Source organism: Flexivirga sp. YIM B11880 (assembly GCF_058148645.1).
The window spans coordinates 46,986-67,544 of record NZ_JBMAMH010000017.1 but is presented as its reverse complement, the minus strand read 5'-3'; the positions used below and the strand labels follow the sequence as shown (position 1 = coordinate 67,544).

The following is a 20,559-nucleotide window of genomic DNA, read 5'->3' as shown; positions in this document are numbered from 1 at the left end:
CGGGCCGACCGTCACCACCGTCACCTCACCCTCGGTGGCCTCCACGATCTTCAACGCCGCCTCCACCGCATACTCATCCAGCTCCGACAACAAACCATCCACACTCGAACGATCCGTCGTGTTGTCCGCACTGAACGTGCGATCCGCCTGGGCATCCGGCACGTACTTGACACAGACCACGATGTTCATGCGTCTACCGTCCTCTTCTTTCCAAGGGTGCGAGCGTCTGACTGAAGTCAGGTCCTGCGGTGGGCGCGTGGCGCCCAAGCCTGCGGCGATGGTATGCCGAGGCGGTCATGCTCGGTACGGAGAGCATGCTACCCGCAAGTAACATCGGCCGCGCCGACGGCCCGGTCAGCGGTGGCGGAGCCAGATGATGATCATGCCCACGATGGTGAGCGCGACGATGATCCACGGCGCGAGCTTGTTGAGCACGAACTGCGTGGTGGTCAGCTGCTGCCCCGGAGCGACGACATAGACATCTGACCGAGTGCCGGCGAGCAGGTCGAAGACTGCGGCTCCCACGGCGACCACGGCTCCCACCGCGAAGATCAGCCACGGCGGCAGACCCGCCACGTGATCGACGTTCTTGGCGACACCGGTCCAGCCGAGCAGGGCGACGAACATCCCGATGAGCCCGACGACGGCCACAGCGATGGCGACGACGCGGCTGCGCTCGGCAGCGGCGCTGCCAGGCTGGATCGGCGCTTCACCGGCGCTCATGCTCACCTCTGCTCTTTCTCCTCTGCCGGTCGGTACCAGCGAGGACCGGCGGTGACGCGAGAGTAACGCCAACCACCGGTCCTCCGGGCGAAATGTGGTGGGTCCTACTGCTGCTGGCGCCCCGCGGCGTCGTCCTGCACGGCCTGCGCCATCGCCTGCGCGACAGCGGGCGGCTCTGCCGACGTGGCCGCGTGGGGCCCTTCGCTGGTGACCGCCTGGTGCCACAGCTGCACCGCGGTGAGCACCATCTGGGTGGTCGACTGCACCAGCGACTTGACGTCGTCCGCCTCGGAGACGAGGTGCTCGCCGGTGACGATGAGATTGCCGTTGGCGAGACCGGTCTTGACAATGTTGAGGCTCAGCGACACGTCGTTGGCGGCGAGCAACTGCTTGGTGATGTCCTGCGGCAGGTCGTCGGTGATCTGCCACTGCCCGAAGACGCGCATCATGGCCGGCTCCCCGTCGACGCACCGCACGAAGAGCTGCTGGCCCTCGACCTTGTAGCTCACGTCGCCGTCGGCGTCGACCTCGGGCCGGAAGCCCTCGGACTGCAGTGCATCCAGCACACGCTGCTGCAGCTGGTTGCCCCCGGCCGGGGCGGAGGGTGCCGAGTTGGGCGGCGCGAAGTTGGGCAACGATGTGGGATCTGTCATACGAGCCACGCTACTTCACGCACCGGCCGGACGGCACTTCCCGGGGTCTGGCCCCAGGGGTGGCTAATCTTCCTCGAGTGTCCACGCCACTCACCGCCACCGCTCGCACGTCGCCGGACGCGCCACCACCGCTCGGCGCGACGGCGGACGACACCGGCGTCGAGTTCTGCGTGTATGCCGGAAGCGCGACGGCGGTCGACGTGTGTCTGTTCGACGAGCAGGGCACCGAGCGGCGCGTTCCGCTCCAGGAGCACGCGCACGGCATGTGGGCCGGGCACATCCCGTCCATCGGTGTCGGCCAGCTCTACGGCTACCGCGCGACCGGTCCGTGGGACCCGACCAATGGACACCGTTACAACTGCGCCAAGTTGCTGCTCGACCCCTACGCACGTGGCGTGGTCGGCGACATCGAATGGCGGCCGGAGGTTTTCGGGCACCGTGTCGACGCGGATCTCACGGGTGATCCCGACGTCCGGGACGACCGCGACAGCGCGCCATACGTCCCTCGCAGCGTGGTCGTCGGCAACGGATTCGACTGGGGCGACGACGCACCGCCGCACACGCCGTGGGACCGGACGGTCCTCTACGAAACCCACGTCCGCGGGCTCACGCACGATCTGCCCGATGTTCCGGAACAACTGCGCGGCACCTATGCCGGTCTCGCCCACCCGGCGACCATCGCGCATCTCACCCGACTGGGCGTCACCACGGTGGAGTTGCTGCCCGTCCACGCCTTCGTCTCGGAGCCGGAACTCGTCCGCCGCGATCTCGAGAACTACTGGGGCTACAACACTCTGGGGTTCTTCGCACCACATCCGGCATACGCCTCTGCGCAGTCGCCGCAGGAGGCGATCCAGGAGTTCAAGGGCATGGTGAAGCTGCTGCACGCCGCCGGCCTCGAGATCGTCCTCGACGTGGTCTACAACCACACCTGTGAGCAGGGCAGCGGAGCGGGCGCCACGTTGTCGTGGCGGGGGCTGTCCTCGGCGACCTACTACCGGCTCGACGAGCGAGGCAGCGACGTCGACGTCACCGGGTGTGGCAACACCCTCGACATGCGTCACCCGGAAACCATTCGGATGGTGCTGGATTCGTTGCGTTACTGGGCAACCGAGATGCACGTCGACGGCTTCCGCTTCGACCTCGCTCCGGCACTCGCTCGCGGTGCCGACGACGCGTTCCAGCCCGACCACCCGTTCCTGGTGGCACTGCGAACGGACCCGGTGCTGTCGCGGGTGAAGCTGATCGCAGAACCGTGGGACGTCGGGTCGCACGGCTGGCGCACCGGGCAGTTCCCGGCGCCGTTCGCCGACTGGAACGACCGCTTCCGCGACACCGTCCGCAACTTCTGGCTGGTCGATCTCGCGGGTGACGGGGCCGGCCACTCCGGACACGGCGTGAGTGACCTGGGCACGCGGATCGCGGGCTCCCGGGACCTCTTCGCGTCCCGCTCGCCGCTGGCGTCGATCAACATCGTCACGACGCACGACGGCTTCACCGGCGCCGACATCACGGCATACAACCGCAAGCACAACGACGCCAACGGGGAAGGCGGCCGGGACGGCAGCGACGACAACCACTCGTGGAACTTCGGCGTGGAAGGACACGACGGCGCGGGGCCGGACATCGAGGCATCCCGCCGACGCGCTCTGCGCAACCTGCTCGCGACGATGTTCACGTCGGCCGGTGTGCCCATGCTGCTGGGCGGCGACGAGTTCGGCCGGACCCAGCGGGGCAACAACAACGCCTATTGCCAGGACAACCAGATCAGTTGGTACGACTGGCAGTTGGCGCCATGGCAGGACGACCTGACCGACACCACGGCGTTCCTTGCCGAACTGCGCGCAGCGCACCCGGTATTGCGGCAGCGCCGGTTCTTCCCCGGCGACCCGATCGACGGGGACGCGCTCGCCGCGCTGCACTGGCACGGTGCCGACGGGTCGATCATGACGGCGCAGGAGTGGAACGACGGCAGCACGCGCACGCTCCAGGTCGTCTTCGACGGCTCGGACGTCGGTGACGACCGGATCCTGCTGGTGCTGCACGGCGGCGCGCACGACCGGACGATACGTCTGCCCGCCCAGACCGGCGTCACCCGGTGGGAGCTGGCATGGAGCAGTAGTTCCGAGCGCCCCGACGAACTGCCCAGCACCGCGGTCTCCGTGGGTGGCGACTTGCCGGTGCAGGCGGGCTCGTTCGCGATTCTCATCGGGGCGTGACGGCGGGGGTTGGCGGTGATGGTCCGCCGGGCCGGCGACATTCCCGCACACAGCCCGCGACCGTCGCGACTTATCCGCAACCACGGAATCTCAGCACCCTCCGCACGACCCGCTACTCGACCTCGTGGGTCCGGATGACGTCGCGATACCAGTCGAAACTGGCCTTCGGAGTGCGCTGCAGGGTGTCGTAGTCCACGTGCACCAGGCCGAAACGCGGCTGGTAGCCACGGGCCCACTCGAAGTTGTCCATCAGCGACCACAGGTAGTAGCCGCGGATGTCGACGCCCTTGGCCATCGCACCCTTGACGGCCTTCAAATGGTCACTGACGTAACGGATCCGGTCCTGGTCGTCGACCCTCCCGTCGCTGCCGACGATGTCGGGACAGGCGATGCCGTTCTCGGTGATGTAGATGGGCGGGAGTGCATCGCCATACGTCTCGCGCAGCCAGGTGAGCAGGTCGGTGAACGCGTTCGCGTCGACCGGCCAGCCCATCTCGGTGAGGTACTCCCCCTCGTGGTGGACCGCTTCGAAACCGAGGTCGGACGCCGCGCGACGGGCCGGGTCCGGCTCGTCCGGCGCGACAGCGCCCGGTCGACTGGGGAAGTAGTAGTTCACGCCGAGAAAGTCCAGCGGCTGGTGCGCCGTGGCGAGGTCCCCGTTCCGGATCCACGAGAAGTCGGTGATCGGCGCCCACACCTCCCGTGCGTGCTCGGGATATCTCCCGGCGAGCACCGGCTCGGTGAAGATCAGGTTGCCGATCAGCAAGTTGCGCCGGGCCGCCTCCACATCCTCGGGTGAGTCCGAGACGCGCTGCACCGACACGAGATTCAGCGTGATGCCGACCTGGGCGTCCGGTGCGGCAGCACGCACTGCTTGGGCTGCGAGTCCGTGGCCGAGCAGCAGGTGGTGGGCGGCTTTGAGCGCACCCTCCCCCTCGTGGGCGCCCGGCGCGTGCACACCTTCGGCATAACCGAGCATCGACGAGCAGTACGGCTCGTTGAGGGTGATCCACCGCTTCACCCGGTCACCCAGGTGCTCGGCGGCCACGGCGGCATACTCCGCGAACCGCTCGGCGGTCGCACGCTCCCGCCAGCCACCCTTGTCCTCCAGCGCCTGTGGGAGATCCCAGTGGTAGAGCGTCACCATCGGATCGATGCCGGCACCGAGCAACTGGTCGACCAGCTTGTCGTAGAACGCGAGTCCGGCGGCGTTGACCTGTCCGTCGTCCGGTTTGATCCGCGGCCAGGCCAGCGAGAAGCGATAGCTGTCCAGGCCGAGCCGTTTCATCAGCTCGACGTCCTCGCCGAAGCGGTGGTAGTGGTCGCACGCGACATCGCCGGTGTCGCCCTTGGCGACCTTGCCCGGCGTGTGGCTGAAGGTGTCCCAGATGGACGGCTTCCGGCCGTCCTCGCTCACCCCGCCTTCGATCTGATAGGACGCGGTGGCTGCCCCGAAGACGAAATCGGCTGGGAACTGGACGGTCACAGTGATGCTCCTTGAGGATTGGTCGTGGCGCTCTGGTCATCGGGCGGCGTCAGCCGCGTGTCGGGAAGCTGGACGACGGCGACTTCGTATGGCGCGAGCCGTTGGACGCCATACGAGCCGACCTGGACGTCATCGTCGGATCCGTTGACCAGCCAGGCGAATTCGCGACCATCCCGATGGCTGAGCCCATCGGTCAGCACCCGTGGATCGGCGACCGTGATCGGCCGGTTGACGCCGGCGGCGGCCGACAGCGCGTCGTACAGCCGCCAGGTGTCCTCCGGATTGACGCGCGGCGAGTGCGCCGCGAAGTACTCGACCGGCAGCGTGCAGAGGACCGCCTGACCGGCACCGTGCCGCTTGCGGGTCAGCACCGGCCGGTCGTGCTGGTCGACGGCGAGCACGTCGGCGTCGAGCGGCTCCACCGGCAGGATGCTGCGACCACCCGGCGAGCCGGCAGCGGCGAAACACAGCGTGTCGCCGGCGCGCAATGATCCGAAGTCCGTCAGGACACGGGCCTCCACGACGTCGTCCTCGACCGGCTCCACCATGCCGTAGCGCAGCATGTGGCGAACTCCGAAGGTCGACTCCAGACCGGTCCACCACGGTCCACGCTGCATCGGTGAGTCGCCCAATCCGTAAGACACGTAGACCGTTTGACCGTTCGCCGCTAGTTCGGCCAGATGATGCCAGGTGGGCACCGTGAGCGCCTTCACCGAGGGGACGAGCACCAGTCGCGCCTCCGCCGGCACGGGGTCCGGGTCCCGGACGAACGCCGGGCCGATGCCCGCCTCGCGGCAGGCGACATACGCCTGCTCGAGCGCGGCGACGATGTCGGTGCGTTCGCGCTCCTCGAACGTCCAGTGCTCCGGTCCGTCCAGGTATGACGGAACGAGTAGCGCCACCTGCGTCGACCACCGTGTGCAGTGTGGCAGGTCGAGCTGGTCGACCAGCCGCCGGAAGGTCGTGATCTCGTGCAGCTGCGGCTTGGCCGCCCCATCGGCCCGCGTCAGCCCGAAGTGCAATTCGAACGGGTGGTGCCGGTAGGGGTCCTGCTCGGGCAGATTGTCGAAATCGGTGTTGTTCCAGGCAAGCCAGCCGGTCGCACCGGCGAGCAGCGTCGTGTGCAACACCTGCCGGTAGTACTCGGCGGCATGCGCATCCGAGGCGAAGTCGGAACTGACGCCGAACTCCTCCAGCACGACCGGCAGCCCTGCCACACTTGCCAGTTCGCACACGAACGCCGCGCGCAGATGCTGCCGGACCACGTCGTCGCCCATCGGATAGACGTGCGGCCCGACGAAATCGGTCATCGTGGCCAGATCGCGCACGCTGAAGCCGTTGTCCTTGCCGGTGACCTCTTGACCCCACGCGCCGTCGCCGAAGGACACCGGCCGCACCGGGTCGCCGGCCCGGATCGCGGTCACCATCAGGTGCGCCCACGCNGCCAGATCGCGCACGCTGAAGCCGTTGTCCTTGCCGGTGACCTCTTGACCCCACGCGCCGTCGCCGAAGGACACCGGCCGCACCGGGTCGCCGGCCCGGATCGCGGTCACCATCAGGTGCGCCCACGCCGTGACGTCGGCGCGCGCCGCGGGGCCGCCGTAGATCGGCATCTCGTTGGACACCAGCCACCCGACGATCGCCGGGTGGCCCGTGAAGCGCGTAGCCACCTGGGTCAAGTAGCGCGACTGCTGCGCGACCAGCCAGGTGTCGGTGTAGAGGTCACGGTCACCGCGCCACGACGGATCCCAGTTCTCCCCCGACATATGACCGACGAGAAACGTTGGGATCGTGTGCATTCCGAGCTCGACGTGCAGGTCGAGAAACCGCCGGTAGCGGTCCAGGACCGCTTCGTCGAGCACCCCGGGCTGCGGCATCGCGTGCGGCCAGAAGAGGAACGAGCGCGTCACGTCCAGACCGGCCTCGGCCATGGCGGTGAGCTCCGCACGCACCAACGGCTCGTCGTACGAGTGCCACATGAAGGGCCCGCCGCCACGCGACCAGAAGTTGCTGCCGAACCACACCTGCGGCTCGCCCGACACCTCGACGAATCGCATCGGCCGCTCGACGCCGGCCCTCACTTGTCCTGCCGCGCCTCTGCCCTCGGCTCCGGTCCTCGCTCCGCTGCGATCCTCGCCGCGGTCGGCGCTCATTTGACGGCTCCAGCGGTCAGGCCGGCGACGAGGTAGCGCTGCAGCAGCAGGAACGCAATGACGATGGGAACGCTGACGACCAATGACGCAGCCATGACCTGATTCCAGTAGACGTTGATCTGAGTGGAGTAGCTCTGCAGCCCGATCGCAAGGGTCTCCGTCGAGGTGTTCGTCATCTGCGACGCGAAGAGCACCTCACCCCACGAGGTCATGAAGGAGTAGACCGCCACCGCGATGACGCCCGGGCGGGCCGCCGGCAGCACCACTCGGAACAGCGTGCCCAGCGTGGACGCACCGTCGACCCGTGCTGCCTCGTCCAATTCCCTTGGTATGCCGTCGAAATAGCCAGCAAGCATCCAGATCGCGAACGGCAACGAGAACGTCAGATAAGTAATGATGAGACCGACGCGGGTCTGATAGAGCAGCGTGAACCCCAGCAGCTTGTCGATGTTGACGAAGATCAGGAAGAGCGGCAGCAGGAAGAGGATGCCGGGGAACATCTGGGTCGACAGGATAGTCGTGGTGAACACACTGCGGCCCCGGAAGGTCCAGCGTGACACCGCATAGCCGGCGAAGATCGCGACGATGACACTGAGCACCATCGAGATCGAACAGACGACGAGGCTGTTGAAGAAATACCGCCCGAGCGGCACGGTGCTCCAGATGTCCTTGAACGGCTGGAAGGTCACGTGACTCGGCCACCACTCGAACTTGCCCTGCACATCGCCCAGCGGCTTCACCGAACTGGTGAAGAGCACCCACATCGGCACGAGCACGAAGAGGGTCAGCACGGTGAGGATGACGACGCGAAACACCCTGAAGGACAGCGGTTCACGCACGGCGCGACCTCCGGTTGAAGACGAGCAGGTAGGCGCCCGTGACCACGAGCAGGAAGACGAGCAGGAGCACCGACATCGCCGACCCGAAGCCGAAGTCCCAGTTGACGAACGACGCGCCGTAGATGTGCACGGAGATGATGTCGGCCGACTTCGGGGGCTGAGCGCCGAAGAGCACGAACGGCGTGTTGAAGTCGTTGAACGTCCAGAGGAAGAGCATCAGGATCATCACCAGGTTGACCGGCCGCAGCGCCGGCATGGTGATGTAGCGGATCTGCTTCCAGATGCCGGCTCCGTCGACGGACGCGGCGTCATACACATCGTCGGGGATGTTCTGCAGCCCGGCGAGCAGCATCAGGAACGCGAACGGCCAGGAGCGCCAGACCGCAACGACGACCATCGACCAGAAGGCGTTGCTGCCGATCAGCCAGAAGCTCTCGCCGTTCGTGACGCCGAGCGACTGCAGCACGTGGTTCACCAAGCCGTTGTCCCGCTGCAGCATGAAGCTCCACGTCATGATCCCGGTGTAGATCGGCATCGCATACGGCACGAGGAACAACGTGCGGAAGAAGCCGCGGCCGCGGAAGTTGCGGTGCAGGACGAGCGCGGCCGACATGCCGAGCGACCACGAGATCCCCACCACCAGAACGGTGTAGAGGCAGGTGACCTCGAAAGAGTGCAGGAAGCTGTTGCCGATCGGCGAGGAGAAGTCGAGTGCGAGCTTGTATGAGGCCAAGCCCCTCCACGGCGCCGTCGACCAGTTCGCGATGTAGGACTGGGTCAGCCCCACGAACGACATCCACACGCCGACGACCATCGGCACGATGTGGATCAGCAGTTCGAGGACGATCGCCGGAGCGATCAGCACGTAGGGAGTGAACCGGCGGGCGTTGCCGCGCCCGCCGGCTCGCTTCGCGGTAGGTGGAGCAGGTCGCCGGTCGGTGTCCCGATCGCCGCCCCGCTCCACCGTGGAGTTCGACGACATCAGCCGGCGGAGGCCATCTTGTCCTGCGCCTGCTGCAGCGCGGCCTTGATGTCACTCTCCGACGGCGCCTTCCCGGTCGCGGCCTGGGCGATCAGCTGGTTGACCGCGTTGCCGATATTCGTCTCGAACTGGGACTCGTTGGCCACCAACGGCAGCGGCACCGCCTTGGTTGCCAGAATGTCCTGGAACGTCTTGGCCTCGGTGGCGTTCTTCGTGAAGTTCGGCGTCATACCGGCCACGACGGGCAGTGCGGCGAACGGCACGTCGAGGATTTTCTGCTCCGCCTCGCTGGTCATGAACTTCACGAACTTCAGGGCCGCGTCCTTGTTCTTCGTGTTCTTGAAGATGGACAGGTTGATGCCGGCCACGAAGCTGGCGACGTCCTTCTTGCCGGCCGGTGCCGGGATCGCGACGACGCCGTAGTCACTGGTCTTCATGCCGTCGGCGACGAGCGTGTTGTCGGCGTTGTTCTGGCTCATCAGCATGGCCGCCTTGCCCTTGGCGAAGTCGCCGGGCGCCTCCGGGCCGTTCTTGTACTGGACGCTGCTGGGGTTGACGACCTTGTTACTCATCAGGTCGACATACTGCTTCACGCCGGCGACCATGCCGGGCGAGGTGAAGTCGGCCTTGCCGCTGGAGTCGAACGGGTCGGCACCGTGCTGCTGACCGAAGATGAAGGCGAAGTGCACGCTCTCGGTGTAGCTGCCGCCCTCCATCGCCATGCCGTAGGTGCCCTTGCTCGGGTCGGTCAGCTTCTTGGCGTCGGTCTGCAGCTCCTCCCACGTCGTCGGCGGCTTCAGGCCGGCGTCGGCGAACATCTTCTTGTTGTAGTAGAGGCCGTAGACGAGCGAGTAGAGCGGCACGGAGGTCGGGTCCTTGCCCTTGGCGCCACCGGTTGCGAACGACGCCGGCACGAATTTCGACTTGCCGCCGATCGCGTTGAGCGCGCTGGAGTCGAAGGGCAGGAATGCGCCGGTCGCCTGCAGCGAGGGCGCCCAGGTGTTGCCGATGTTGAGCACGTCCGGGCCCTTGCCGCTCGAGGTCGCGGCGAGGATCTTGTTGAGCAGATCCGGCCACCCGATCACCTGGAGATTGACCTTGATGCCGGTCTGCTTCTGGAACTTCTTCAGCTCCGGCCCCAGGACCTGCTTGTCGACATCGATCGACGATCCCTGGTTGCTCGCCCAGTAGGTCAGCGTGGTGCCGGAGCCGGACCCGCCGCTCGAGCCACTGGACCCGGAACTGCCACCACATGCGGCCGTACTGGCGACCATCGCCACGATTGCCAGGGCTGGAATGAGACGTCTCTTCACGATTGAACCCTCCGGGGCCACCCGCGCGACACCTTGTCGCGCGGCTCACATCACACCACTTACGCGAGTAAGTGCGATAGATGCGTTATTCAATCGTTACCTCGGAATCGACAGGGGCCGGTCAGCGCACGGGACCGGAGCTGGCCCGCTCGCGCAACTGCGATCGCGGAACGGCGACCAGTCCCGGTTGCCGGCCGGCGACCAGCTCCAGCAGGGTCTCGGCCGCTTGCCGGCCGTAGGCCTGGTTGTCCCGGTAGAGCGCGGTCAGCTCAGGGTCGACCGCCCGAGTGAGTGGCGAATCGTCCCAGCTGACAACGGAAAATTCGTCGGGGACCGACCGGCCCAGTTCACGCAGCAGCTTCACGCCGGCCACCGACATGTGATCGTTGCCGAAGATGAGCGCGGTCGGCTGCTCCGGCTCTTCGAGCAGCCGCTGCACCGCAGCCCGTGCATCCTCGGGCGCATAGCTGCCTTCCACGGTGATCAGGGACATTCCGTGCCGCGCTGCCGCCTGCCGCACCCCGCGCTGCCGTCCCCGCTCGTGCACGAACTCCCGAGGTCCGCTCACGTGGGCGATCCGCCGGTGACCCAGCGCGGCCAGATGGTCGACGATCAATGCTGCGTCGCCGGCCTGGTCGGTCCAGATGCACGGCAGCGAGATGCCCTTGCGAGGACCGCCGCAGAGGACCGCGGGCAGTCCGATCTCCTCGACGGCGGCCAGCCGCGTGTCATGGTGGCGCTCGTCGACGAGGACCACACCGTCGATGCGTCCCTCGCCCCACCAACGCCGGTAGGTTGCGATCTCCAGCTCCGGGACATCGCCGATGACGCGCAGCAACAGACTCCAACCACGCTGAGCCAGAACGCTTTCCACGCCTGCGAGGAACTCGAAGAAGAACGAGTCGACGGCGAAGGTGTCGGTCGGCCGGGACAACGCCAGACCGATCACCTTGATGTCCGACCCCATCAGGGCCCGCGCGCTGGCGCTCGGGTGCCAGCCGAGGTCGACCGCGAGTTTCAGGACCCGTTCCCGGGTGTCCGCGGCGACGCCCGGCTGCCCGTTCAGCGCATAGGAGACCGCCGCGCGTGAGATGCCCAACTGCCGAGCGATGTCGGCCATGGTGGCTTTGGCGGCCATCGAAACTCCCTCGTCCTCGCCGAATTGAGCGAAGTTTACTTACTCCCGTCAGCTGGGACGAGGACGTGAGTGTGGCGAATGTGCCGCAACCACAGCAGACCGAGGACGGGCAGCACCAACGGGACGTAGCCGTAGCCCTGGCCGAACTTCGACCACACTGTCGTGTCACCGGCACTGCCGGCTGCCACGAAGGCCGCCTTGTCGGCATACGACCAGATGCCGACCGCGAGCACACCGAAGAGCTCGAAACTTATCGTTCCCAAAGCAATCCGCTCGCTGGTCCGGTTGCCACGGGCAAGCGCAACGGTGGCGACGCAATAGACGACCGCGGCCACCGCGGACAACCAGTAGGGCAGGTGCTGGTCGGGCCAGGTCTGGGCGATCTGCATGATCGAGCGGCCCGTCGCCGCGAGAGCGAAGAGCCCGTAGACGGCGACCAGCATCCGGCCGGGTCCGGTGTTGACGCGCTCCGGGCGTATGGGTTGGGTGCTGATGGCTACGCTCCGTTCCAGAGTTGCAAGAGCCGCCCGACCATCACCAGGAGGCCCAGGGTCGCGACCAGCAACACGCCGGTCCCCCACCGGGATTCACGCTCGGCGATGCCCCAGAAACCGGCGACCGGCAGCACGCACACCAGACCGGCCAGGTAGGCGATGAACAGTCCCTTGGACATGTGCGCGTTCGCGTCGCCGATCCGTACGACGCCGACGACGAGTTGGGCGACCACCGCGAGCTCGGCGGCACAGGCCAGGTAGAACATCGGGTTGTCGACCGGCCGACCGCGCGCCGTCAGGTATGCCGCGTAGATGGCCAGGACCGCGAGGAGTGCGACGAGCAGGACCGTCAGGGGCAGGAGCACCCGCACATCGTACGGAGTCGACCGGCCCAGCGATCACGCAGCGCGACCATCCACCATGATCGAGACCTCGGTAGCAATCGGCAAGGAGATGACATGGCGCGGTGGCAGCAAGCAACGGCCCTGGCGGCGGGGTCCCTGATCGGACTCGCGGCGCGTGACCTGGTGCAGCGGCAGCACTCGGTGCTGCGCAACTACCCGGTGGTCGGCCATCTGCGCTATCTGCTCGAGGACATCCGGCCGGAGATCCAGCAGTACTTCATCGAGCGCAACTGGACGGGCGGCCGTTCGATCGGGACACCCGGTCGATCGTCTACCAGCGGGCGAAGGGCACCCTCAACGAGCAGCCGTTCGGCACCGAGCGCGACGTCGACAGCGCCGGCTACGAGGCGCTGGTGCACTCGACGGCGCCGTTGGAGCGGCCGGATAGTCCGCCACGCGTCCGCGTCGGTGGCCCGGACTGCACCCAGCCCTACGACATGTCGTTGCTCAACGTGTCCGCCATGAGCTTCGGAGCCTTGTCCGCCAATGCGATTCGCGCCCTCAACAAGGGAGCGCAGCGCGGCGGGTTCGCGCACGACACCGGCGAGGGCGGCCTGACGCCATACCACCTGGAGAACGGCGGCGACCTGGTCTGGGAGCTCGGCTCGGGCTATTTCGGCGCGCGGACCGAGGACGGCGACTTCGACCCCGACCAGTTCCGTGACAAGGCGGCGGACGACCGGGTGAAGTGCGTGTCGCTCAAGCTGAGCCAGGGCGCGAAGCCCGGCATCGGCGGCGTGCTACCAGCGGCCAAGGTCACCGCCGAGATCGCCGAGTTCCGCGGAGTGCCCGAGGGACAGAAATGCGTCAGTCCGGCACGCCACAAGGTCTTCACCACGCCCGTCGAACTCATCGAGTTCATCGCGACGATGCGCGAACTCAGCGGCGGCAAGCCCGCGGGCTTCAAGCTGTGCGTCGGCTCCCGCCAGGACGTCCTCGCGATCTGCAAGGCGATCCGGGAGGTCGGCACGGCACCGGACTTCATCATCGTCGACGGCTCCGAAGGAGGCACCGGCGCTGCACCCCTGGAGTACGAGGACCACGTCGGTATGCCGCTCACCCACGGCCTAATGACCGTACACAACGCCCTGGTCGGCACCGGGCTGCGCGACAACATCAAGCTCGCCGCGAGCGGCAAGATCGCGGGCGGCGCCGATCTCGTGAAACGGCTGATCCAGGGAGCCGACTACACCAACGCCGCCCGCGCGATGATGATGGCGATCGGCTGCATCCAGGCACAGGAATGCCACACCGGCAAGTGCCCGGTCGGCGTGGCGACCCAGAGCAAGTGGCGGGCCCGCGCGCTCGACGTGCCCGAGAAGAGCGAGCGCGTCTACCGCTACCACAAGGCCACCGTCGAGCAGGCCGCCCAGATCATGGCGACGCTCGGCGTTCGCGAGCCGCACGAACTCAGCCCGCACATGCTGCGGCACAACATCTCGCCCAACGAGAGCCGCAGCTATGCGGAGCTGTTCACCTGGCTGCGACCCGGCGAATTGCTCGACGACGCACCGGAGAGCTGGCGGGTGGACTGGGAGGCTGCGAGCGCGGACGCCTTCACCCCGCAGATCTCGCGCTACCGCGCGGCGCAGGCCGCCGTCGTCTGACGGCGGCCCGGGTGCCGTTGCCCACCCGAAGAGGGGCAGCGGAGGTCAGGCGTTGACGACGAGTCCCAGCTCCGCCGGGCCGGCGAGCCCGGGGTGCCGTGGCAGCACCCGCACGCTGTACCCGAAGGCACCGGACCGGCCGAGGCTCAACGTGCCCTCGAACTTCGCGCGCCCGTCGCCCAGGTCCTCGACCGGGTAGATCTCGGTCGTGTCGGCATCGAGCAACTCGTCACTCTCGCTCGCCCGGCCGTGGACGATCTGCACCAGCACCTGGTCGGGGCGCAGGCCGGCGAGCGCGACATACGCCCGGACGGTCAGCCGGTCGCCGATCACCGGGGCATCGGTCACACCGTCGGCCTCGACGTGCTCGATCCGCAGCTGCGGGAACGCGTCCTGCGCTTCGCCGACGTATGCCGCGAGGCTCTTCGCCAGCGCGAAGTCCTCGTCCGCGGCGGCCCGGCCGGCCACGGCCGCGGGCGTGTAGAGCTTGGTCGTGTAGTCGCCCACCATCCGCGTCGCGAGGACCTTCGGGCCGAGCACGCTGAGCGTGTGCTCCACCATCTCCAGCCAGCGCTGCGGCACGCCCTCGCCGTCCACGTCGTAGAAGCGGGCCGCGACCTGGGTCTCGATCAGGTCGTAGAGAGCGCCCGCTTCCAGGTCGTCGCGCCGGTCCGGGTCCATCGTGGAGGACTCGGTGTCGCGCGACGGGTCGGCGGACGGGATCGCCCAGCCGTTGCTGCCGTCGAACCACTCGTCCCACCAGCCGTCCAGGATCGACAGGTTGAGCCCGCCGTTCAGCGCGGCCTTCATGCCGGAGGTGCCCGACGCCTCGTAGGGTCGCAGCGGGTTGTTCAGCCACACGTCGACACCCGGCATCAGGAATTGCGCCATCTGCATGTCGTAGCCGGGCAGGAAGACGATCCGGTGCCGTAGCTTCGGGTCGTCGGTGAACTGCACCATCTCCTGGATCAGCTTCTTACCGGTCTCGTCGGCCGGGTGCGACTTGCCGGCGATCACCAGCTGCACCGGGCGCTCGGGGTCCAGCAACAGCTTCGCGAGGCGCTCCGGATCGCGCAGCATCAGCGTGAGTCGCTTGTATGTCGGCACACGCCGCGCGAACCCGATGGTCAGCACGTCGGGGTCGAGCAGACCCGAGATCCAGCCGAGTTCGGCGTGGCTGGCGCCGCGGGTCTGTGCGGAGGCACGCATCCGCGCCCGGACGTCCTGGACCAGCTGCGCGCGCAGCTCGCGCTTCACGGCCCAGATCTCCGCACGGGGCACCCGGCCGATCCGGTCCCAGCCGATGGCCTCGCGGACGTCGGTCTCCCCGAGGTACTTGCGGCCCAGCTCGATGACCCGCGGATCCATCCAGGTCGGAGCGTGAACTCCGTTGGTGATGCTGGTGATCGGCACTTCGTCGGCGCCGAACCCGGGCCACAGGACGTCGAACATCGAGCGGCTGACCGCTCCGTGCAGCTCCGAGACGCCGTTGCTGCGCTGGGCCATGCGCAGGCCCATGACGGCCATGTTGAAGATGCCGTGCTGGCCGCCCTCGTAGTCCTCGGCGCCGATCGGCAGGATCGCGTCGACCGGCACACCGGGGAGTTCGGCCGTGCCGCTGAAGTGCGCGTGCACCCGCTGGGCGTCGAAGCGGTCGATGCCGGCCGGGACCGGGGTGTGCGTCGTGAAGACGTTGCTCGCGCGCACGACCTGGCGAGCCTGCTCGAAGTCCAGGCCCTGCCCCTTGACCAGTTCGCTGATCCGTTCCAGCGACAGGAAGCCGGCGTGCCCCTCGTTGCAGTGGTAGACCTCCGGCGCCGGCGCGCCGGTCAGCCGGCTCCAGGTGCGCAGGGCCCGGATGCCGCCGATGCCGAGCAGCATCTCCTGCTCCAGTCGCTGGTCGCCGCCGCCGCCGTACAACCGGGCGGTGAGCTCGCGGGCGGAGCCGTCGTTGGCCTCGACGTCGGAGTCGAGCAGCAGCAGCGGAACGCGGCCGACCTGCGCGCGCCATACGCGGGCGTGCAGCGTGCGACCCTCGGGCAGGGCGAGCGTGATGTCGACCGGAGTGCCGTCCGCTTCGCGCAGCAGCGTCAGCGGCAGGCCGTCGGGATCCAGCAGCGGGTAGGTCTCCAGCTGCCAGCCATCGGCCGACAGCTCCTGGCTGAAGTAGCCCTCCTTGTAGAAGAGGCCGACGCCGACGATCGGGACACCCAGGTCGCTGGCCGACTTCAGGTGGTCACCGGCGAGGATGCCGAGACCGCCGGAGTACTGCGGCAGCACGTGGGTGATGCCGAACTCGGCACTGAAGTAGGCGATCGACGCCGGGGCCGGCTGCTCGTCGGAGAACTGGTCGTACCACGCCGGCGCGGTGAGGTATGTCGCCAGGCCGTCCGCCGCGGCGCGCACCCGTCCGACGAACTCCTCGTCCGCGGCGAGCGCCGCGAGTCGCTGCGGCGAGAGGCCGGCGAGCAGCGCCACCGGGTCACCGTGCACGGCCTCCCACACCGACGGATCCATCTCCCGGAAGAGGTCACGGGTGCGCTGGTGCCACGACCAACGCAGGTTGGTCGCGAGGTCCGACAACGGCGCCAGCTGCTCCGGCAACGCGGTCCGCACATTGAAACGACGAATAGCTCTCACGTGAGGAGATCGTAGGGCCGGATCCGCCACATGCGAATTCTTTCTGCGCCATGGCGGCGTCGCTCTCCCGCGCGCCATGGGCGACAGGTGTCACTCACGGCCCGGGATCTTGTAGCGTCGCCCAGGTGATTGAAAAGCAGCCGGTTGCCGCGAAGCTGCCGACCACCCCTGCCGCCGCCACGTCGACGTCCGTGCCGTCGCGTCCGGTCGGACGGATCCCCGCTCTCAACGTCCGCCCGACCGTCGGCGACGGTGACTTCCCGACCAAATCTGTTGTCGGAGAGTCGTTTACCGTCACCGCAACGGTGTTCCGGGAAGGACACGACGCCGTCAATGCGTCGGTCGCGATCACCGACCCCGATGGCGTCGTCCGGCACGTGCCGATGACCTGCACCAATCCCGGACTGGACGGCTGGGCCTGCGAGATCTCCGCGGACCGTCCCGGTATGTGGTCCTACTGTGTCGAAGGCTGGTCGGATCCCTACGCGACGTGGGCCCACGACGCCGTGATCAAGATCGCAGCCGACGTGGACACCGAGCTGATGCTGGAGGAGGGCGCGCTGCTGCTCGAGCGCGCGCTGCGTGAGGTGAAGCACACCGCTGCCGACGAGGCGGCGTTGCAGGCGGCGGTCACCGGCCTGCGGAACACCGACGAGGAGCCCGGCGCCCGGATCTCCGCCGGGACGAGCGCCGGCATCCGCCACATCATGACCGCGACGCCGCTGCGCGACTACGTGTCGGCGGGCAGGTCATACGACTGGTGGGTGGAGCGCGAGCGCGCCCTCTACGGCGCGTGGTACGAGATCTTCCCCCGCAGCGAGGGCGCGCATCACGACGAGAAAACCGGCAAGTGGGTCTCCGGGACGCTGCGCACCGCGGCGCGGCGGCTGCCGGCGATCGCCGGCATGGGTTTCGACGTCGTCTATCTCACACCGGTCCACCCGATCGGCGAGACCAACCGCAAGGGTCCGAACAACACGCTGACCGCCGGCCCGGACGACCCCGGGTCCCCCTACGCCATCGGCAGCGCCGAGGGCGGGCACGACGCGATCCATCCCGACCTCGGCACGTTCGACGACTTCGACGCGTTCGTCGCCGAGGCCCGCAAGCAGGGGCTGGAGGTGGCACTGGATCTGGCCCTGCAGTGCTCTCCCGACCATCCGTGGGTGGCCGCACACCCCGAGTGGTTCACCACCCGCGCCGACGGCTCGATCGCGTATGCCGAGAACCCGCCGAAGAAATACCAGGACATCTATCCGCTCAACTTCGACAACGACCCCCAGGGCATCTACGCCGAGGTCCGGCGAGTGGTGCAGGTGTGGATCGACCACGGCATCACGATCTTCCGCGTCGACAACCCGCACACCAAGCCGGTCGAGTTCTGGCAGTGGCTGATCAGTGACGTAGCTGCTGTCGCGCCGAATGTCATCTGGCTGGCGGAGGCGTTCACGCGTCCGGCGATGATGGCCACACTGGCGAAGGTCGGTTTCCAGCAGAGCTACACCTACTACGCGTGGCGCAACGAGGCACACGAACTTCGGGAGTATGTCGAAGAACTCGCGCACGACTCCGCGCCGTACATGCGGCCCAGTTTCTGGCCGACGACGCACGACATCCTCACGCCATACATGCAGTATGGCGGACCGACCGCCTGGAAACTCCGCGCTGCGCTCGCGGCGACGCTGTCCCCCACCTACGGCATCTACGCCGGCTACGAGCTGATCGAGCACGTCGCCCGGCCCGGTGCCGAGGAGCAGATCGACAACGAGAAGTACGAATACAAGGACCGCCAGTGGGCGCGCTACGAGCCGGGCGGCGACCGGGCCGGGCAGTCCCTCGCGCCGTTCCTCAGACGACTGAACGAGATTCGCCGGCAGCACCCGGCGTTGCACTGGCTGCGCAACATCACCTTCCACCACGTCGACGACCAGCAGATGCTCGCGTTCTCCAAGCGCTTCGGCGACGACGTGATCATCGTGGTGGCCAACACCGACCCGCACTCCACGCGGGAGTCCACGGTGCGGCTCGATCTGGGCGCACTCGGGCTGGCACCCGGTGACATGTTCGTGGCGCACGAGCTGCTGAGCGACGCCAGCTGGCACTGGGGCGCCGACAACTACGTCCGGCTCGGCCCGGACACCGAACCACTGCACATCGTCCATCTCCGGAGGTTCTGAATCACCGTGACGACAGTAGGTTTCAACCTTCCGCAGCCCGGTCTGCGCCACGACCCGCAGTGGTTCCGCAAGGCGGTGTTCTACGAAGTCCTGGTGCGCGCCTTCGGTGACTCGACCGGCAACGGCTCGGGTGACTTCACCGGGCTGATCAACAGGCTGGACTACCTCCAGTGGCTGGGCGTCGACGCGCTCTGGATCCCCCCGTTCTACGCCTCACCGCTGCGCGACGGTGGCTACGACATCGCCGACTACAAGGCGGTGCTGCCGGAGTTCGGCACCCTGCCGGAGTTCACCGAGCTGGTCTCCCAGGCGCACGCCCGCGGCATACGCATCGTCACCGACCTGGTGATCAACCACACCAGCGACCAGCACCCGTGGTTCCAGGCATCGCGCTCCGACCCGGAGGGACCCTACGGCGACTACTACATGTGGTCCGACACCGACGAACTGTATGCCGACGCCCGCATCATCTTCGTCGACACCGAGGTCTCCAACTGGACCTTCGACCCCGTACGCCGGCAGTTCTTCTGGCACCGGTTCTTCTCCCACCAGCCCGATCTCAATTTCGAGAACGAGAAGGTGCACGAGGAGATCTTCGACATCGTCCGGTTCTGGATGGACCTGGGCATCGACGGTTTCCGGCTGGACGCCATCCCCTACCTCTACATCGAAGAGGGGCACAACGGCGAAAATCACCCGAGGACACATGAATTCATCGCCAAACTGAGGGCGATGGTCGACGAGGAATACCCCGGGCGGGTCCTGTTGGCGGAGGCTAACCAGATGCCCGACGAGGTGGTCGACTACTTCGGCACGCCGGAGGCGCCCGAGTGCCACATGTGCTTCCACTTCCCGATCATGCCGCGCCTCTATTACGCCTTGCGCGACGAGAAGGCCACCCGGATCCGGGAGGTGATGGCCGAGACGCCGCCGATCCCGGCGGGCGCGCAGTGGGGCACCTTCCTGCGCAACCACGACGAGCTGACGCTCGAGATGGTCACGCCGGAGGAGCGGGCCGCGATGTACGGCTGGTATGCGCCGGACCCGAGGATGCGCGCAAACGTCGGCATCCGGCGGCGTCTCGCGACGCTGCTGGACAACTCGCGCGCCGAGACCGAGCTCATCCATGCGCTGCTGCTCTCGTTGCCGGGGTCGCCGTGTCTCTACTACGGCGACGAGATCGGCATGGGCGACAACATCTGGCTGGCCGACCGCGACGCGGTGCGCACGCCGATGCAATGGACGCCGGACCGCAATGCCGGATTCTCGACCTCTGACCCTGGAAAGCTTTATCTGCCGATCATTTCCAGCCTCGTCTATCACTTCAACAATGTGAACGTCGAGGCGCAGATGGAGTCCAGCGCCTCGCTGCTGCACTGGCTGCGAGAGATGCTCGCGATCCGCAAGCAGTACCCCGTTTTCGGGCTGGGCGACTACCAGGCGGTGACCGCCGACAACGACGCCATCCTGGCCTTCACCCGCACGATCCGCCCGGAGGACGACCCGGACGACGAGATCGAGGTCCGCACGGTGCTGTGCCTCAACAACGTGTCGAGCCGGCCGCAGTCGGTCACGGTGTCCCTGCCGGAGCGCATGGCCGGCGCGAAATTGCGAGACCTGTTCGGCGGCGGGCACTTTCCGCCGGTCGGCGCGGACGGCACCGCCACCTTCACCCTCGGATCCCGTGACTTCTTCTGGCTGTCGGTGCAGGCCGGGACGGGGGACTGAACG

Annotated in this window: 14 protein-coding genes and 2 pseudogenes; 4 read left to right on the top strand and 12 right to left on the bottom strand. The window is 67.5% G+C overall.

All coding sequences use genetic code 11. From position 1 onward, the window contains the following. The 3 genes and pseudogenes from ACN8HC_RS17820 to ACN8HC_RS17810 form a co-directional block, all read right to left on the bottom strand. Nucleotides 1–189 (bottom strand): annotated as a pseudogene (locus ACN8HC_RS17820) (electron transfer flavoprotein subunit beta); the annotation flags it as partial. 165 nt (nt 190–354) lie between these two features. Further along, nucleotides 355–723, bottom strand: coding sequence for a hypothetical protein (locus ACN8HC_RS17815; RefSeq protein WP_490076187.1), 369 nt, complete (start codon nt 721–723; stop codon nt 355–357). Nucleotides 724–827: 104 nt separating this feature from the next. Then, nucleotides 828–1,376, bottom strand: a complete 549-nt coding sequence (locus tag ACN8HC_RS17810; RefSeq protein ID WP_490076186.1) for a hypothetical protein — start codon at nt 1,374–1,376, stop codon at nt 828–830. A 77-nt stretch (nt 1,377–1,453) separates the two neighbouring features. Between ACN8HC_RS17810 and glgX the strand changes: the two genes are divergently transcribed. After that, entirely contained in the window at nt 1,454–3,595 is a 2,142-nt protein-coding gene (gene glgX, locus ACN8HC_RS17805) for a glycogen debranching protein GlgX (protein WP_490076185.1), read from the top strand. A gap of 112 nt (nt 3,596–3,707) precedes the next feature. Here glgX and ACN8HC_RS17800 read toward each other — a convergent pair whose 3' ends face one another. From ACN8HC_RS17800 to ACN8HC_RS17765, 8 genes are all read right to left on the bottom strand, one after another. After that, nucleotides 3,708–5,081 carry a GH1 family beta-glucosidase gene (locus ACN8HC_RS17800; RefSeq protein WP_490076184.1) on the bottom strand — a complete coding sequence of 458 codons (1,374 nt, stop codon included), beginning with the start codon at nt 5,079–5,081 and terminating at the stop codon, nt 3,708–3,710. Further along, nucleotides 5,078–7,060: a cellulase family glycosylhydrolase gene (locus ACN8HC_RS17795; RefSeq protein WP_490076189.1), complete on the bottom strand. Its 1,983-nt coding sequence runs from the start codon at nt 7,058–7,060 to the stop codon at nt 5,078–5,080. The genes ACN8HC_RS17800 and ACN8HC_RS17795 overlap by 4 nt, the downstream gene beginning before the upstream one ends. Nucleotides 7,061–7,230: 170 nt before the next feature. Next, nucleotides 7,231–8,073: a carbohydrate ABC transporter permease gene (locus ACN8HC_RS17790; RefSeq protein WP_490076183.1), complete on the bottom strand. Its 843-nt coding sequence runs from the start codon at nt 8,071–8,073 to the stop codon at nt 7,231–7,233. Beyond that, nucleotides 8,066–9,055 (bottom strand): carbohydrate ABC transporter permease, encoded by a 990-nt coding sequence (locus ACN8HC_RS17785; RefSeq protein WP_490076182.1) that lies wholly within the window; start codon nt 9,053–9,055, stop codon nt 8,066–8,068. The genes ACN8HC_RS17790 and ACN8HC_RS17785 overlap by 8 nt, the downstream gene beginning before the upstream one ends. Further along, a complete protein-coding gene (locus ACN8HC_RS17780; protein WP_490076181.1) occupies nt 9,055–10,368 on the bottom strand; it encodes an ABC transporter substrate-binding protein in 1,314 nt (437 codons plus the stop codon). The genes ACN8HC_RS17785 and ACN8HC_RS17780 overlap by 1 nt, the downstream gene beginning before the upstream one ends. A 121-nt stretch (nt 10,369–10,489) precedes the next feature. Continuing rightward, a complete protein-coding gene (locus ACN8HC_RS17775) occupies nt 10,490–11,506 on the bottom strand; it encodes a LacI family DNA-binding transcriptional regulator (protein ID WP_490076180.1) in 1,017 nt (338 codons plus the stop codon). Between the two features lie 35 nt (nt 11,507–11,541). Next, entirely contained in the window at nt 11,542–11,949 is a 408-nt protein-coding gene (locus ACN8HC_RS17770) for a hypothetical protein (protein WP_490076179.1), read from the bottom strand. Between the two features lie 53 nt (nt 11,950–12,002). Beyond that, nucleotides 12,003–12,365: a hypothetical protein gene (locus tag ACN8HC_RS17765; RefSeq protein ID WP_490076178.1), complete on the bottom strand. Its 363-nt coding sequence runs from the start codon at nt 12,363–12,365 to the stop codon at nt 12,003–12,005. Nucleotides 12,366–12,458: 93 nt separating this feature from the next. Here ACN8HC_RS17765 and ACN8HC_RS17760 point away from each other — a divergent pair. Next, nucleotides 12,459–14,011: pseudogene (locus tag ACN8HC_RS17760) on the top strand (FMN-binding glutamate synthase family protein). 45 nt (nt 14,012–14,056) lie between these two features. Here ACN8HC_RS17760 and glgP read toward each other — a convergent pair. Then, entirely contained in the window at nt 14,057–16,651 is a 2,595-nt protein-coding gene (gene glgP, locus ACN8HC_RS17755) for an alpha-glucan family phosphorylase (RefSeq protein WP_490076177.1), read from the bottom strand. Nucleotides 16,652–16,701: 50 nt separating this feature from the next. Here glgP and ACN8HC_RS17750 point away from each other — a divergent pair, with 50 nt between their 5' ends. Together ACN8HC_RS17750 and treS are read left to right on the top strand one after the other, a co-directional pair. Further along, nucleotides 16,702–18,828: an alpha-1,4-glucan--maltose-1-phosphate maltosyltransferase gene (locus tag ACN8HC_RS17750; RefSeq protein ID WP_490076176.1), complete on the top strand. Its 2,127-nt coding sequence runs from the start codon at nt 16,702–16,704 to the stop codon at nt 18,826–18,828. 6 nt (nt 18,829–18,834) lie between these two features. Further along, nucleotides 18,835–20,556 (top strand): maltose alpha-D-glucosyltransferase, encoded by a 1,722-nt coding sequence (gene treS / locus ACN8HC_RS17745; protein WP_490076175.1) that lies wholly within the window; start codon nt 18,835–18,837, stop codon nt 20,554–20,556. Nucleotides 20,557–20,559: the final 3 nt, after the last annotated feature.

Coding starts and splice junctions, on each gene's coding strand:
- ACN8HC_RS17815 (WP_490076187.1), bottom strand. CDS start 723: ATGAGCGCCGGTGAAGCGCCGATCCAGCCTGGCAGCGCCGCTGCCGAG.
- ACN8HC_RS17810 (WP_490076186.1), bottom strand. CDS start 1,376: ATGACAGATCCCACATCGTTGCCCAACTTCGCGCCGCCCAACTCGGCA.
- ACN8HC_RS17785 (WP_490076182.1), bottom strand. CDS start 9,055: ATGTCGTCGAACTCCACGGTGGAGCGGGGCGGCGATCGGGACACCGAC.
- ACN8HC_RS17775 (WP_490076180.1), bottom strand. CDS start 11,506: ATGGCCGCCAAAGCCACCATGGCCGACATCGCTCGGCAGTTGGGCATC.
- ACN8HC_RS17770 (WP_490076179.1), bottom strand. CDS start 11,949: ATGCTGGTCGCCGTCTACGGGCTCTTCGCTCTCGCGGCGACGGGCCGC.
- ACN8HC_RS17750 (WP_490076176.1), top strand. CDS start 16,702: ATGGCGGCGTCGCTCTCCCGCGCGCCATGGGCGACAGGTGTCACTCAC.